The sequence below is a fragment of the Paraburkholderia sp. NPDC080076 genome (genome assembly GCF_050281145.1).
Classification (GTDB): Bacteria; Pseudomonadota; Gammaproteobacteria; order Burkholderiales; family Burkholderiaceae; genus Paraburkholderia.
Map to the genome: position 1 here is coordinate 163,336 of NZ_JBNNWQ010000007.1, position 14,392 is coordinate 177,727.

Annotated in this window: 16 protein-coding genes; 12 read left to right on the top strand and 4 right to left on the bottom strand. The window is 61.4% G+C overall.

What is annotated here, in order from left to right; all coding sequences use genetic code 11:
* Positions 1-300: 300 nt before the first annotated feature.
* Together nudC and ACQKRQ_RS26580 are read right to left on the bottom strand one after the other, a co-directional pair.
* A complete protein-coding gene (gene nudC / locus ACQKRQ_RS26575; RefSeq protein WP_427480512.1) occupies positions 301-1,248 on the bottom strand; it encodes an NAD(+) diphosphatase in 948 nt (315 codons plus the stop codon).
* Between the two features lie 267 nt (positions 1,249-1,515).
* Positions 1,516-2,400, bottom strand: coding sequence for a MurR/RpiR family transcriptional regulator (locus ACQKRQ_RS26580; RefSeq protein WP_408320937.1), 885 nt, complete (start codon positions 2,398-2,400; stop codon positions 1,516-1,518).
* A gap of 278 nt (positions 2,401-2,678) precedes the next feature.
* Here ACQKRQ_RS26580 and ACQKRQ_RS26585 point away from each other — a divergent pair, with 278 nt between their 5' ends.
* Genes ACQKRQ_RS26585 through alc form a run of 8 tightly spaced genes read left to right on the top strand, consistent with a single transcriptional unit; the run spans position 2,679 to position 8,704 of the window.
* On the top strand, positions 2,679-3,527 hold the full coding sequence (locus ACQKRQ_RS26585; RefSeq protein WP_427480514.1) for a transporter substrate-binding domain-containing protein: 849 nt from the start codon (positions 2,679-2,681) through the stop codon (positions 3,525-3,527).
* Positions 3,528-3,546: 19 nt separating this feature from the next.
* Entirely contained in the window at positions 3,547-4,164 is a 618-nt protein-coding gene (locus tag ACQKRQ_RS26590; RefSeq protein WP_427480515.1) for a DUF1989 domain-containing protein, read from the top strand.
* An 11-nt stretch (positions 4,165-4,175) separates the two neighbouring features.
* Complete coding sequence (locus ACQKRQ_RS26595; protein ID WP_427480517.1) at positions 4,176-4,811, top strand: urea carboxylase-associated family protein; 636 nt, start codon at positions 4,176-4,178, stop codon at positions 4,809-4,811.
* Between the two features lie 18 nt (positions 4,812-4,829).
* The gene (locus tag ACQKRQ_RS26600) at positions 4,830-5,513 is read left to right on the top strand and encodes an amino acid ABC transporter permease (protein WP_427480902.1); all 684 of its coding nucleotides are present in this window, start codon (positions 4,830-4,832) and stop codon (positions 5,511-5,513) included.
* A complete protein-coding gene (locus ACQKRQ_RS26605; protein ID WP_427480519.1) occupies positions 5,510-6,184 on the top strand; it encodes an amino acid ABC transporter permease in 675 nt (224 codons plus the stop codon). The genes ACQKRQ_RS26600 and ACQKRQ_RS26605 overlap by 4 nt, the downstream gene beginning before the upstream one ends.
* Before the next feature lie 5 nt (positions 6,185-6,189).
* Positions 6,190-6,993 (top strand): amino acid ABC transporter ATP-binding protein, encoded by an 804-nt coding sequence (locus tag ACQKRQ_RS26610; protein WP_427480521.1) that lies wholly within the window; start codon positions 6,190-6,192, stop codon positions 6,991-6,993.
* A complete protein-coding gene (locus ACQKRQ_RS26615; RefSeq protein ID WP_427480523.1) occupies positions 6,990-7,658 on the top strand; it encodes a DUF1989 domain-containing protein in 669 nt (222 codons plus the stop codon). The genes ACQKRQ_RS26610 and ACQKRQ_RS26615 overlap by 4 nt, the downstream gene beginning before the upstream one ends.
* Positions 7,659-7,699: 41 nt before the next feature.
* A complete protein-coding gene (alc, locus tag ACQKRQ_RS26620; RefSeq protein WP_427480525.1) occupies positions 7,700-8,704 on the top strand; it encodes an allantoicase in 1,005 nt (334 codons plus the stop codon).
* 492 nt (positions 8,705-9,196) lie between these two features.
* Here the strand turns inward: alc and ACQKRQ_RS26625 are convergent, their stop codons facing one another.
* On the bottom strand, positions 9,197-9,781 hold the full coding sequence (locus ACQKRQ_RS26625; RefSeq protein ID WP_427480527.1) for a TetR/AcrR family transcriptional regulator: 585 nt from the start codon (positions 9,779-9,781) through the stop codon (positions 9,197-9,199).
* Positions 9,782-9,958: 177 nt separating this feature from the next.
* On the opposite strand from ACQKRQ_RS26625, the gene ACQKRQ_RS26630 reads away from it, so the two are divergent.
* The 4 genes from ACQKRQ_RS26630 (at position 9,959) to ACQKRQ_RS26645 (ending at position 12,932) form a co-directional block, all read left to right on the top strand.
* Complete coding sequence (locus tag ACQKRQ_RS26630; protein WP_427480529.1) at positions 9,959-11,002, top strand: alcohol dehydrogenase catalytic domain-containing protein; 1,044 nt, start codon at positions 9,959-9,961, stop codon at positions 11,000-11,002.
* 130 nt (positions 11,003-11,132) lie between these two features.
* The gene (locus ACQKRQ_RS26635) at positions 11,133-12,110 is read left to right on the top strand and encodes a zinc-dependent alcohol dehydrogenase family protein (protein WP_427480531.1); all 978 of its coding nucleotides are present in this window, start codon (positions 11,133-11,135) and stop codon (positions 12,108-12,110) included.
* Between the two features lie 76 nt (positions 12,111-12,186).
* The gene (locus ACQKRQ_RS26640) at positions 12,187-12,786 is read left to right on the top strand and encodes an NADPH-dependent F420 reductase (protein WP_427480533.1); all 600 of its coding nucleotides are present in this window, start codon (positions 12,187-12,189) and stop codon (positions 12,784-12,786) included.
* An 11-nt stretch (positions 12,787-12,797) separates the two neighbouring features.
* A complete protein-coding gene (locus ACQKRQ_RS26645; protein WP_427480535.1) occupies positions 12,798-12,932 on the top strand; it encodes a hypothetical protein in 135 nt (44 codons plus the stop codon).
* A gap of 327 nt (positions 12,933-13,259) precedes the next feature.
* On the opposite strand, the gene ACQKRQ_RS26650 is transcribed toward ACQKRQ_RS26645, so the two are convergent.
* On the bottom strand, positions 13,260-13,952 hold the full coding sequence (locus ACQKRQ_RS26650) for an alpha/beta family hydrolase (RefSeq protein WP_427480536.1): 693 nt from the start codon (positions 13,950-13,952) through the stop codon (positions 13,260-13,262).
* Positions 13,953-14,392: the final 440 nt, after the last annotated feature.

The window sequence follows — 14,392 nt, forward strand, 5'->3', positions numbered from 1 at the left end:
TCACAATCGCCAGTTAAAGGGCGCTAGACCCCTTCAGCAGTTCGTCATCGCCGAATGAACTGTCAACATGCAACCCGCCACACGTGCGATGCGAGGTTGGAACCGCGTGCATTGAAACTCTCTTGGCGTTTCCACACGGCTTGGGTCGTCGCGCGTCATTCGACTCGGGCCGACGGGATAAACTTAGGGGCGGCGAGAACCGGTCCCCACCGACGCCTTACGCCGGAGTGACCGATCCAGCTTCTGGCCTCGCGCACTAGGCGATTCCGTTCAATTGCAAGCGCTCCTTTTGCGGGGCGCTCAGCCGAGCAATACCGAGCCACCCTTCTCGACGTACGCCTGTAGCAAATGATGGGCAATGGCGAACGGCTTAGGCGCCGACAGCTCGTCCGCGTGCGTTCCCGCGAGCATCGCCGCAACCTCCTGGCGCGAGAACCAGCGGGCGTCTTCGAGTTCGTCCATATCGACGACGATGTCGGTGTCGCTCGCCTGCGCAAAGCAGCCGATCATCAGCGATGAAGGAAACGGCCACGGCTGCGACGCGAAGTAGACAACCTGCTCACACTTCACGCGAGCCTCCTCCATCACTTCGCGGCGCACGGCGTCTTCCGCGGTCTCACCCGGTTCAACGAAACCAGCAAGCGCCGAGTACATTCCAGGGGCGAAATGGCGCTGGCGTCCGAGGAGACAGCGTTCGTCGCCTATCACCAGCATGATCACGGCTGGATCCACACGCGGGAAATGGCGTGCGCCGCAAACATCGCAGATGCGTTGCCAGCCGGCCGTCGTGACGCGGCTTGCGGAGCCGCAGTTTGCGCAGAAGGAGTGGCGGCGATGCCAGTCGAGCATCGACTTCGCCTCGGCCAGTATTCCCAGCGTTCCCGCAGCGACGAGGTCTTGCAGCGCGAGCGAGCGAAGGTCGATGCGGTCATAGTCGATGCTTGGCGATGGGTCCAGTGGCGCAAGGTTGAGCGCGAAGCCGAGCGCGAAGCGTCCGCTGCCGTCGGTGTCTTCCCCGAGGAAGATGCTATGAAGCGGCTGACCAAAGACAGCGGTCTCGCTGGCGACGAACCACGGGTCATACTCGCTGCCTCGCTTGAGCAAGGGGACGTCGCCGTCGAAAACGAGAAAGCGCGCGGCCGGGTCGCTTCGTAGATGCTCTAAGAAGGTGTGGTCGTTCCGCTTGTCGGAGCGGCGGTCGAGTGGGTTGAAGTTAAAGCCGATGGACGCGGAAAGGGCGGTCACCATGGTCGTTGACATATGGGCGAGAGGATCCGCAAGTATGGCACGGGGTTCAGTCCGGTCGCTCGCTGGGGTTCAGTCGGCGTCGACACGAAGGACGCCAGCCGGGGCCGCGTGTTGCCGATCGCGGACAGGCAAGGACCGGCCAGCTTGAGACGTTCGACAAGCGACGAAAATTGTCAACAATCGGTGTTCATCCCCTCAACATTACTCGTGGAAATATTACCTGTGCCTAACAGGTGCGGCAGGACCTTTAGGTGCCTCTCTACGTCTTCACTCGAACTCACGCAAACTTTCGTGCAATATTTCGACCCGCTGTAAATGGTTGCTGCCCCGTTCGAGCAGGCGCTCGGCAACCAGTGAGCAGATCAGATTGACGGCCGCCGTCATGCCGACGTTGCTGTCAAACAGCATCAGGCCATCCGTGTGGCAACGGATTACCCAGCGCGCCAATCGCGCCGGCTTCCCTGCAATGACATCCGACATATACACAATCGGCACGCCGGCCTCAGCGAGTGAAACTGCGGCAAGACCGACCGCCGGCACACGGCGCCGTAAGCCTACGATGATCGCGACATCCTTCGCGGTCAGGTCGCCGAGATATTCGCCCATGGTGTCGCCCGGCGCAGGCAACAACATTACGTCGGAGCGCACCTGAATCAGTTCGCGCCTGATCATCGTGGCTACTGTATGACTATGCCGATACCCGATGATCACCACGCGCCTCGCGTGTGCAACTGCCTCGACCACCTCACTCAGCACGCGCGTGTCGAGCGACCGGTACGTATTTGCCAGGTTCTCGACCTCATGCTGCAAATGCGCCTGAATCACGTCGTCGAGTTTCGTACTCGCATTCTTGCGACCCCGATCCTGTAGATACAACGGTGAACCGCCGACCTGTGCCGCGCGCGCAATCGCACGCGCGTCGTCATAAGACGTATATCCGAGCTTCTGAAAAAAACGTGTCGCAGTCGCTTTCGACACCTGCGCGGTCGCCGCCAGTTCCGTAGCAGTTTGCATCGCCAGTTGCCCCGGAGCACTGAGAATGACATCGGCCAACCGTTGATCGATCTCGGACAGTTCGTCGTAGCATTCGGCGATGCGACTCTCGATCGACTGCGGTGCGCGCTTTTGCTGTTTCGTTTGAGGTTTTGACATTTCGATGCTTGTGAGTAAGTGGAGCGCCCGCCGTGGTGCAGCGTCGGCACCGCGAACGTGCATCGCTGTTTTCTTGCACGCAGCAGGTGCGGTCAGTCGTCATCCTGCGATGACGTCACTATAAATCGTACCTTGGATCGTGAAATTTTTGTTTCTCTAAAGTCATCGTAGAAACATGTGTTTTCATCGTTTGCTTCGTGAAACCTAAGTTTCACGCATAAGTTGGCACGGATCATGCGTTCAGACGGGTTCGTCCACCTCTCTACGTGAGTTCCCTGATGTCAAAACGCCGCCTGTCCAGCATCGTCCTCGCCGCGTTGTTTCCGTGCGGCGCGTTGGTCCACTTGGTAGCCGCAAATGCCGATACACTCGACGACATCAAGAGTCGCGGCACGATGACCGTCGCGATCGATCCGACCTTTGCGCCGTATGAATACACCGACGCCAGCAACAACATTGTTGGCTTCGATCCGGCCGTCATGGCTGCGGTCGCGAAGCGTCTAGGAGTAAAGATCGAATATCAGCGCATGGCATTCAGCGGAATCATCCCGGGCCTGCTCGCGCATTCGTTCGATGTCGAAGGTTCTGCGCTGAACGTAACCGCCGAACGTGCAAAGCGTCTCGCTTACATAGTGCCGACCAGCAAGACCGTGAATGGCGCTCTGGTGCGCGCCGATTTCAAAAAAATTCCGCAGCAGGCCACCATCGAGTCTCTCGCCGGACTGACGGCTGCGGTCAAGAGCGCGAGCGCGCCCGAGCAGATCCTCAAGCAGTTCAACGAGACGCTGAAAGCCAAAGGTCTTGCGCCGATCCAGCTGATCAGCGTGGATAGCGTCGATCAGACAGTGGCTGCATTGATGACGCGTCGCGCCGATTTCGCGTTCGACGATATGACCGTGCTCGCGGGCGTTATCAAACAGAATCCGGGCAAGCTGAAATCGACTGGTGAGCTCGGACCTTCGCAATGGATTGCCTGGGCGACTCGCCCGGACGATATACGTCTGAACAAGGCGATCAGCGACCAGATCCTCGCCATGAAAAAGTCCGGCGAACTCGCACGCCTGCAAAAGGCCAGCCTAGGCGTGAGCTTCGATACACCGACGTCCGATTTCATCCCCGCGCAGTAAACCGAGCAGACCGAATCACATGACAGATCCAGTACAGACTCTCACCGTCAAGGCAGGACATGGACGTACCTTCGAAGTGAAGGTGGGCCAACGATTGACCATCATGGACGTCGAGGGGCAGCAGGCCGCCGACTTTGTCGCGGTGGTCAAGTCGAACCATGGCGAGAAGCTGTCGCCGACGCATACGCGCCGCCAGCTTCGGGCGCTGTTTTTCAACGTCGGCGACGCGCTGTATTCATCGCTGGGGCGCCCGTTGTTGCGGGTAGTCGAAGACACCGTCGGCATTCACGATGCCAACGTGCCCGCCTGCGACGACACGCGTTTCACGGTCGATTTCAACGTGAGCGGGCATCGCAACTGCCTCGACAACATGCACGCGGGTCTGGCTCTGTATGGGCTGTCGCCGTTCGATGTGCCGGAGCCGTTCAACCTGTTTCAGAACGGCCCGGTCACGCGGGATTGCCGAATGCAGGTCACCGATCCGACCAGCAAACCGGGCGACTACATCACGTTCGACGTGCTCGAAGACCTGGTGTGTGCCGTGTCGTCGTGTCCGCAGGACATCATTCCCGGCAACGGCCTGAAGGTTACCGACATCGCCATTTCCATCCTGCCCGCGACGCCTGTCGCCGCCTGAACGGACTCAACATGCTGCTTCTCAAAGAACCGCCTTTGCGCGCACCGCTGTCCCCGCGAACCGTCGCCGTGCCTGCGGGCGAATCGCGCGCGATCGACGTCAAGGCAGGCCAGATCCTGCGTATCGAGGCGAAAGAACCGGGCTCGGTCGCGTCGATGTTCGGCTTCAGCCGGATCAACGACGATGTGTACATGTCGGTTCATCACACACGCGTGTTCAGCAATTCGTACGTGCTGCAGGCGGGCATGCGGATCGTCAGCAATCGCCGCCGCGCGCTGATGGTGCTCGGTAAGGATTCGAGCGGCAAACACGATCTGCTGCTCCCGGCATCGACAACCGCGTATCTCGCGGACCAGGGCTACGCGGGACAGACCGGCTGCGTCGAATCGGTCGGCGCGGTGATTCAATCGCTGGGCCTGAAGCCGCCCAAAATGCCCGACCCGATCAACCTTTTCATGCACGTGGCATTGCATCAGGATGGCCGCATCGAACCGCTGCCCAACGTCACGCGAGCCGGCGATTTCGTCGCGTGCCGGGTGGTGACGGACATGGTGTTCATCGTATCGGCGTGCTGCACCGGCATTGCGGGCAACGACGTGCCAGGCGCGCTCGAACTGTCGGCGGTCGAAGACCTCGATCAACTCTGATTCCGGGAACCAGCCGTGATGGGCTTTGACCCGCAAGTGATCCACAGCCTGCCGACACTCATCGACGGCTGGCTGCTGACCGTGGAACTGACGCTGTTCGGCGCAACCGGCAGTCTCGTGTTTGGCCATCTCGCGCTCGCGATGCAACTGACACGCGTTGCGCCGTTGCGCTGGGGCGCGCGACTCTATATCAGCTTCATGCGCGGCACACCCGCCCTCGTGCAACTGTTCGTGCTGTTCTTCGCGTTGCCGCTGATCGGGCTGGGCGGCCGTCCGATGCTGGCAGCCGCGCTCACGCTCGGCCTGAACAGCGGCGCCTACACGGCGGAAATCCTGCGAGGCAATCTGCGGGTGATCACTCCTGGCCAGTACGAAGCCGCGACTGCGCTCGGTATGGCGCCGTGGCGCATCGCGTTGAGGATCGCGCTGCCGCAGATGCTGAAGGCCAGCCTGCCCGCACTCATCAACGAATTTACGATCCTGTTGAAAACCACGCCGCTCGCGTCGGTCGTCGCCGTCACCGAACTGACGTACGCGGGACAGATGGTGATCGCGCGAACCTACACGTCGACGCAAGTGATGCTGCTGGTCAGCGTCGGCTATCTGGCGGTCGCGTTGCCGGTTATCTATGCCGCGCGGCGCGCACAGCGTTCGCCGCGCGCGCCAGGCGTCGAGCAGGTCGCGACGGGAGTTGCGCGATGACCTTCGATCTCAGCGTTCTGTCCGGCTACTGGCCGGAGCTTGCAGCAGGACTCGGCAGCACGGGCTGGTTGTGTGCGGCCGGCGCAGGAATGTCGGGCGTGCTTGGCGTGCTGCTGACGGTCGGCCAGCGACGCGGCGGTCCGTGGCTGGCTGCGGTGATTCGCGGCTACACGGCATTGACGCTCGGCTTGCCGCTGCTCGTGTTGCTGTATGTTATGTTCTTCGTACTGCCGGATTTCGGCGTGCTGCTGCCCGCGCCGCTGGTCGGCACGGTCACGCTCGCGGTCTATTACGGCCCGTACGTCGCAGAAGTGATTCAGGCTGCTGTTGCCGCCGTGCCCGCTGGAACCGTCGAAGCGGGAGTCGCGATCGGCATGTCGCCGGTCGCGATCGCGCGCCGCATCATCGCGCCGCAAGCGCTGCCGCTGCTGCTGCCCACGCTGACGGGTCTGCTGATCGGTCTCGTCAAAGATTCCGCGTTGCTATCGGTGATCTCTGTGCACGAATTCATGTTCGCCGCGAAGGCCGTCGTGTCCGACACGTACGCGCCGCTCGAAGTCTATTTCGTCGTCGCGATGGTCTACTGGGCCGCGACGTCCGTCATCCACTTTTCGACCCGTAATTGGGAGCGCCGCCTCGGCCGCGACCATCGGGTCGCCCAGCCCCGGTGATCAGCATGAACCTATCCGACAGCACGCCGCCCGTAGCGTTGAAGGCGAGCGGCATAGTCAAGTGGTTCGGCGCGAACCGCATCCTCGACGGCGTCGATCTGACCGTAGCGCGCGGCGAAACGGTCTGCGTACTTGGTCCGTCGGGCTCCGGAAAATCGACGCTGTTGCGCTGCCTGAACTGGCTTTCGCCGCCCGACGAAGGCGCCATCTGGATCGGCGACCAGCGGATCGGCTTGCGCGAGAACCCGAACGGCGCGACGAGCCCGCGGCCTGAGCGCGAGATACGGGCGCAGCGCAGCCGCATCGGCATGGTGTTTCAGAGTTTCAATCTGTGGCCGCATATGACGGTGCTCGAAAACGTGATGGAAGGGCTGCTGTCGGTCAAACGGATGAACCGTCTCGCCGCCGCTGACGTCGCCGTCGAAGCGCTGAGCCAGGTTGGGCTGGGCGGCAAGCACACGTCGATGCCCGCGAACCTCTCGGGCGGCCAACAGCAGCGTGTCGGCATTGCCCGCACACTCGCGATGGCGCCGGAAGTCATCCTGTTCGACGAACCAACCAGCGCGCTCGATCCCGAACTGGTCGGCGAAGTGCTGACGGTGATGCGCGGACTCGCTGCGAACGATACGACGATGATTGTCGTCACGCATGAAATCGGCTTTGCGCGCGATGTCGCGGACCGCGTGGTCTTCATGGACGGCGGACGCATCGTCGAACAAGGTCCGCCCGCGCAGGTGCTCGACACACCCTCGTCGCCACGACTCCAGCAATTTCTCTATCGCTTTACTCCGGAAAATTCACGCTCATGAGCTATACAGATCAACCTGCAGTAACCGTCCCCGCCGGCCACGGCAAAGCAGTCCGACTGAAAGCGGGCCAGGCCGTACGGGTCATCAATACCCATGGCACGCAAGTCGTAGACTGCTGGGCCTGGAACGCGTACGACCTGAACGAATACATGTGCATGGAGACCACGCGCGTCTGGAACCAGCGGCTCAATCCGGTGGTTGGAGACAGCTTCGTGACCAACCAGCGTAATCCGGTGCTGACCGTCGTGGAAGACACGACGCCCGGTGTCCATGACACCTTCATGGCGGCCTGCGATCGCAAACGCTATGAACTGCTGGGCGTGCGCGGCTACCACCGCAACTGTTGCGACAACATGTTCGAAGGTATGTTCGAACTCGGCATAACGCCGCCGCGCCAGAACCTCGCTTCGTTCAACATCTTCATGAATATCCGCGTGCACCCGGACGGTATCACGCTGCATACGTTGCCTACCGTGACAAAGCCTGGCGAGTACATCACGCTACGCGCCGAAATGGATTGCTTCGTTGCGTTTTCTGCGTGTCCGCAGGACATCGTCAAAATTCAGGGGCAAGGCGACAACACGCCGAAACCGGTTGACATCGCCGTGCTTGACGACTTCGTATCCGATCTGCAAGGCACGCAACCGTGGGTTCCGGACGCCTGAGCGTTCATCATTTCAACAATCTCAGATAGACGCTCACACACATGGCCATTCCCACTCTCGACCCGAACGCGCCGGCCTTTACGCGCACAGGCATCAATCTCGCGGACCCACGTCTCGGCGCGCAAGCTGTGTTTACCAGTGGTGATTTTTTCGCGCCGATGGCTCGGATGCTCAATCCGGAGCCGGCCGTGTTCATACCCGGCAAATACGATGACAACGGCAAATGGATGGACGGCTGGGAATCGCGTCGCAAGCGCGTGACTGGCCACGATTTCTGTATCGTCAAGCTGGGCACGGCGGGCGAACTGATGGGCGTCGATATCGACACGAGCCATTTCACCGGCAACTTTCCTCCGGCGGCATCGATAGACGCGTGTCGCTCGGATGACGACATTCCGCCCGCCGATGCGCAATGGACCGAAGTGCTTCCCGCGATGGCGCTGAACGGAAACGCGCATCACTTTCGCGCAATCGAGGCGGCCGAGGGCGCGGTCTACACGCACGTACGCCTGAATATCTACCCGGACGGCGGTATCGCGCGATTGCGCGTGTTCGGCCGGCCGCGCCGCGAACTCGCGCCGGGCGCCGAACTCGATCTCGCGTCAGCGATGAACGGTGCGCGGATCGTTGCGGCGAACAACCAGCACTACGGCCTCGCGTCAAATCTGCTTTTGCCCACGCGTGCAGCCAACATGGGCGAAGGCTGGGAAACCCGTCGGCGTCGCGAACCGGGCTGTGACTGGTGCATCGTCGAACTCGCGGTGGCTGGCGAAATCAGCAGGATCGATGTCGACACCGCGCATTTCAAAGGCAATTTCGCGGACCGTTGCTCGCTTCAAGGCGCATTCGTTACGGCAGGCACCGACGAGTCGCTCATTACCCAATCGATGTTCTGGCCCGTGTTGCTCGACGAGCAGAAGCTGGAAATGGACTGCTTACGTTCGTTCTCGCCTGAACGGATAACGCGGGTTACCCATGTGCGCTTCAATATTCTGCCGGACGGAGGGGTGTCGCGAGTTCGTCTGATCGGGCGCGCACTGGTCTGATCCACAACGCCTGCCCGATTTGATCGTAAGAGGCGTTCCAGCTTCGAAGACTGCACTTGTCATTGGAATTGTTTAAACAGGGCTAGTCGTCGCGGAGGATCCCGTTGCCACGCAACGTGCCGTTGCGTGGTTGACCCACCCGACGTTGCTCCTGATGTAAGATTACGACGAGGCGTAACCCTCGCTAGTTCCGCACGAACGTCTCTTATCGAGGAAGCTGTATGTCTCCTCAGGGTCGCGTCCGGAAATTCGTCACCCGGCCGTGTACTTCCGGGTACGGCCACGAACGGTCATTCGTCGGGGCCATTCTTCGGTCGCTCAGACGACGGCTACGCAACAGCAAGCGGCCACTCGATTCGCGACAACAAGCGTTGCTTCGTCGGCCAAAAACGCCCGATGCTGCATCTGTCCTCGAAAGAAAAGCAGAGCGTGACGCTCCATACCGACGCCCTGCGGGAACCGGTGCTGGACAACTCCGTGCAGCATGGCGAGTCAGACGACGCGATACCCCCGCGGCCTTGCAGGTCTGACGCGACCACTTTGAATTGGCCATGCTTGCATGGCGACGTCTGCGATCGCCTTCAGCTTCTGCGGGCTGCCTCCGTCCCGTGCCTGGACGGCCATTCCACGGGTCACGGCGCTGTAGAAGGCAGCAAGTGCGGGCACGTCGGTGTCAGGCGGTAAGTCGCCGTCTTCGACGCCCTTGCGCAACCGCTGCGCCATCATGTCTTCAGCCTTTGCGCGGTGCCCGGCCATCGTCTCGCGAATAGAAGCGAGTTCGTATGGCAGGTGAGTGCCGGCCAGAGAGATCATGCAGCCCGGCGGGTGGCTCTTTCGCGTGAATTCCACGACGGTGGCGTCGAGAAGTTTCGTGAACGCTTCTCGCGTGTCGGCCGTGCCGAACAGTCCGCCAGCAAACCAGACTTCGGACAGGCTCAGGTATGCGTCAGTCGCTTCCTTGTAGAGCTTTTCCTTGCTGCCGAACGAGTTATAGAAGCTCGACGGGCTGATTCCCATGGCCTGGATCAACTGGTCAAAGGAGGTTCCTTCGTATCCCTGCTCCCAGAAGAGCTTCATGGCCCGGTTCAGAGCTTCTGTGCGATCAAAGGTTGAGGGCCTGCCGCGGCTACGCCGGGGTTGCGTATCTTTTTTTGTAGTCATAGCTCCAAAAATCCTTGACATGCTGTAGAGACAAACCTATTCTGCCATAAAGGAGCGATCGCTCCAATAATTGAATCCTTGCAGAAGGAGTCTATGATGCAGCGAATTGTTCACAACAACCACGGCGAGCCTGCCGAGGTGCTCAGACTGGAGGCGTTTTCCGATGCCCCGCCTCTTGCGAGCGGAACGGCTCTCGTGCGCGTGTCCGCCGCACCGGTTCATCCGGGCGACTTGCTGGGCATCTCGGCTTCCCCGGCCTTCGGGGCGGCTCCCATTATTCCGAGCGGAGGTCAAGTGCCCGGCGTCGAAGGTGTTGGTGTGGTGGAATCGCTCGCCGCTGACGTCGCCCCTTCACACAGGATTCAGGTTGGCACACGGGTGGCCTTCTTTCCCGTCAATGGCTCATGGAGCTCCCGGATTGCCGCGCCCGTCCAGTCGCTGATACCGGTGCCCGATGAAGTGAGCGACGAGGTCGCAGCACAAATGATGGTCAACACATTGACTGCACGGCTTGCGATGCGGGCTGGTCACAACGCGTTGCCTGAAGACAGGCGCGAAGATGTCACGGTTATTCAGACGGCTGCCAATTCCGCCGTCGGAAAGCTGCTCACTCATCTGCTCGTCGAAACGGGTGTCAATCCGATCCTGCTCGTCGGCTCCGCAGCGAGCGCGCAGGCGCTCAAAGCTGCTCGCCCCAACCTTTCTGTCATCGTCACGGCAAACCAGTGCTGGAAGGACGAACTGGGCGATGCGCTTGCGAACAAGCCGGTCTACGTGGCATTCGATGGCGTCGGCGGCGCGCTATTGCCCGACGTAGCGGGCTTCCTCGCTCGCGGTGGAACGATCGTTAGCTACGGCTCCCTGGGCGGCGCTACGACGGACATTCGTTCCATTGCCCCTCGAGCGCTGACCATCAAGGGTGTGTCGATGTTCAGCTGGCAACTCGAACCTGCTGCAGTACGCGAGGCAGACCTGACCAAGGCGCTCGAACTCGCAGGCAACTTCCCAAACCTGTTCCCCGTAGCGGAACGCTATCAGGCGAGCGACTTCCTGGGCGCGCTTGAACATGCCAATCGCCGGGGAAAGACCGGCACGGTGCTCTTCGCGTTCCAGAGCTACACCTCCTGCGCAATGTGAGGCGGCGCCCCTCGTCAAGAGGGGTGGCTTCGTAGCGCTCACCCCAGCTTGGCACGATTTCGAAACGGACTCCGAATGCCGAAGTATCGCCCTTCGGCTTTCCACCAAATCTTGTGAAAGGACGTAAGCCATGCGCGCTATCCAGAACACCGCTTTCGGTAACCCTGTGGAGACTCTGAAACTCATTGACCTTCCGGAGCCGGCCAACCCGGGCCCGGATGAAGTCCTGATTGCGATGGAGTATGCCCCCATCAACGGCAATGACCTGGCCGTCATCACCAATCGCTTCGTCTACTCGACTTCACTGCCCTCGATCGTGGGCAACGAAGGCGTCGGGCGCGTACTGCAGGTCGGTCCGAATGTATCCAGCGTGAAGGTCGGCGACCGCGTGTTGCCCCCGCTTTATGCGTTGACCTGGCGCGAGCGCCTGGTGATCCCGGCCAAGGGGCTGATTGCGCTGCCTGCCATTGTCGATCCACGTCAACTGGCCATGCTGCGGATCAATCCTCCCACGGCCGTACTTCTGCTCGGGCGCTTCGTTGACCTCAAGGAAGGTGACTGGATCGCGCAGAACGCGGCCAACTCCGGCATCGGCCGCACGGTGATCGCCCTGGCGAAGAAGCGAGGCCTGCGGACGATCAACTTCGTACGTCGTCCGGAACTGGTCAAGGAACTGGAAGAAGCTGGTGGGGACGTCGTTCTCGTTGATGAGCCGGGCGCCATCGGCAGGGCCAGGGCCGCAGTCGGTCCGGGCAACGTCCGTCTGGCTATCGACGGCCTGAGCGGTTCGGCTGCGGTACGCCTGATCGACGTGCTGTCGCAAAACGGTACGCTGGTCAGCTATGCGTTCACGAGCGGCGAACTGGTCACGCCGGTCAAGATCGTGGACCTGCATCTGCGCGGCATCGTCGTGCGCGGCATCTATATGGACCTTCCCGAATACCAGCCGTACATCGCAGACGCAATCAAGGAGTCTGCCGAACTGATGGCTCTCGGCGAACTTGACCTGCCAGTGGCTGCCGTGTATCCGCTTGCGGACTACCAGAAGGCCGTCGCTCACGCAACCAAGGGCGGCAAGGTGCTGCTCGACCTGCACTCATCAACCTGATCAAGCCGTTCTCCCAAGTGCCGTGCTCCTGGAGGAGCATGGCTTCGTTGACTCACGTTGCCGCTGAGGTGTCGAAATGAAGATTGGTTTTATTGGAACCGGTGCTGTAGCGCAGTCTATCGCCAGGAGTGCCATTCAAGCAGGACATGAGGTTGTCTTGAGCGCTCGTCGTGGGCCACAGGCTTTGGGCGATATCGTGGCCGGACTCGGTCCGAACGCGTCGGCAGATACGGTAGAGGAGGTGGCCCGGCTCGACCTGGTCGTGCTCGCCGTTCCATGGCTTCAAGTACCGTCGGCCCTGGATGGGCTGCCCAATTGGGCGGGTCGCATTCTGGTAGATACCACCAACCCTTTTACGCACTATGAGCCTCAATTGATTCTGGCCGACTTGGGGGACAAGGGCGCCAGCGAGATCGTCGCGGTACACGCGCCAGCGGCTCGCGTGGTCAAGGCGTTCAATGCCATTCGCATGGAGCACTACGACAAGGGCCCGAACTTTCATGACGGAAAGCGCGTCATCTTCGTCTCCGGTGACGACAAGGGCGCGAACGCGGTGGTGATCGGACTCGTCAGCGATTTTGGCTACGCACCTGTGGATCTTGGCGGTCTGGTTTCGGGCGGTCGCATGCAGCAAGCCGGGGGTCCGATTGCTGGCCACGACTGGGTCGTCGCATAGGACTGCAAGGTATGCAAACCAATGCCGCGTTATTTCGGAAAGCAGGGCGGCTGGATGTCCGGTTGTCTTTTGTGATCCGCCGTTGGCGGGACGCCGCTTCGAACGTCGACAACGGGTCGATTTCGGGCGACCGGGTCGGGCAATGACCGGCCAATGCGCGTCGTTCGACGCTCCGCCAGTCTGGCTCCGCCCGCACCCCTAAGCGGTCACTCACGGATCGACACCGACGCCGGAGGCCTGTCGGCCAAATCAAAGCAGATGCCCTACGCGATTTCCGGGGCGGATGACCGCAAGTGGATCTGACAAATTCACTCACTCGGCACTGGGAACACGTCGCTGACGCGACAGGTGTCGCTTATCGTTGCTATGCCAGAGACCAACTCCGGATAGCAAAGGGATTGAGCGGGCGAGTGCAGCACGGCGAATTCGCCGGCTCGCCGTCCCGACTCTGCTACAAGCATTCCTGCGCTGGCTCAGGCAACGGGCACGAACTCTCCTTCGGCGAAGAACCACGCCGACATCGTCCGTGCCAGTTCGAGCACAACCTCCGCGTCGGTCCGGCCGGAGGACGCGCGCACGTGGAACGAATGATCTGCGTCGTCCACCACATGCAGCGTGGCGCGTGACCCCAGCGTCCCGACGACCGACCTTAGCAGGTGAAGCTCGGCCAGCTTGTCGCGCGTGCCCTGCAGGAAGAGAATCGGCACCGTGACGTCCGCCAGGTGCCGTGCACGCTCCACGCCGGGCGCGCCCGCTGGGTGCAGCGGGAACGCGACGAAAGCGAGGCCACGCACGCCGTCCAGCGGGGAGATGGCTTGGGCCTGGGACGTCATGCGGCCGCCGAACGACCTACCGCCCGCGAAGAGCGGCAGGGCAGGCAACCGCCGGCGGGCCTCTGCGACGGCTGTCTGCACGGCAGCATGTGCCACGGCCGGCGAGTCCACCCGCTTGGAGCCCCGCTCCATGTACGGAAACTGGTAGCGCAATGTGGCGACATTTGCCGCCGCAAGCGCGTCGGCCAATGACGACATGCCGGCGTGCTGCATGCCCGCCCCGGCACCGTGCGCGAAGACATACAGGGCTCGCGCGTCCTCCGGCGCTCGGAGGAGCGCAGAGACCTTGGTGCCGTCGGGGAGTGCCAGGGAAAGCGATTCTGGGTCGTCCATCGTATTCAGGTCGTGTCGTTGTGGCCTTTGCGCCGATTCTGCATCAATGAGGCATCGGGGAGCGTTTGGGGCGGCCTCCGGCAGGGCATTGCGAAAGCGGAGTTTGCCGGCCGATCCATGGAGCGCGCACCCATCGTGAACGGCGCCGCAGTCGCGATGTGCCGGTTGACGACCGCAAGCCGACCGCAAGCCCGATCTGTGGGCCGCAACGTAATCCGCGCTTTGAGACATCTGCGTAATAGCACGCCTGCATCATTGTCAGCGAGCTGTTACGACACTGCAATCAGCGTCAAAGGAAATTCTCGAAGGGCAGTTCATTTATCTGGCCCTCAGGAAGAGCATGTCCGGCTGCAGAAAGTTCTGGGTTCGGCCATCAGCGGTCAGTCGACGATCCGGTTGAGATAGTCGACAATCTTCGAGGCCTCGCTTGGTTGCGCGAG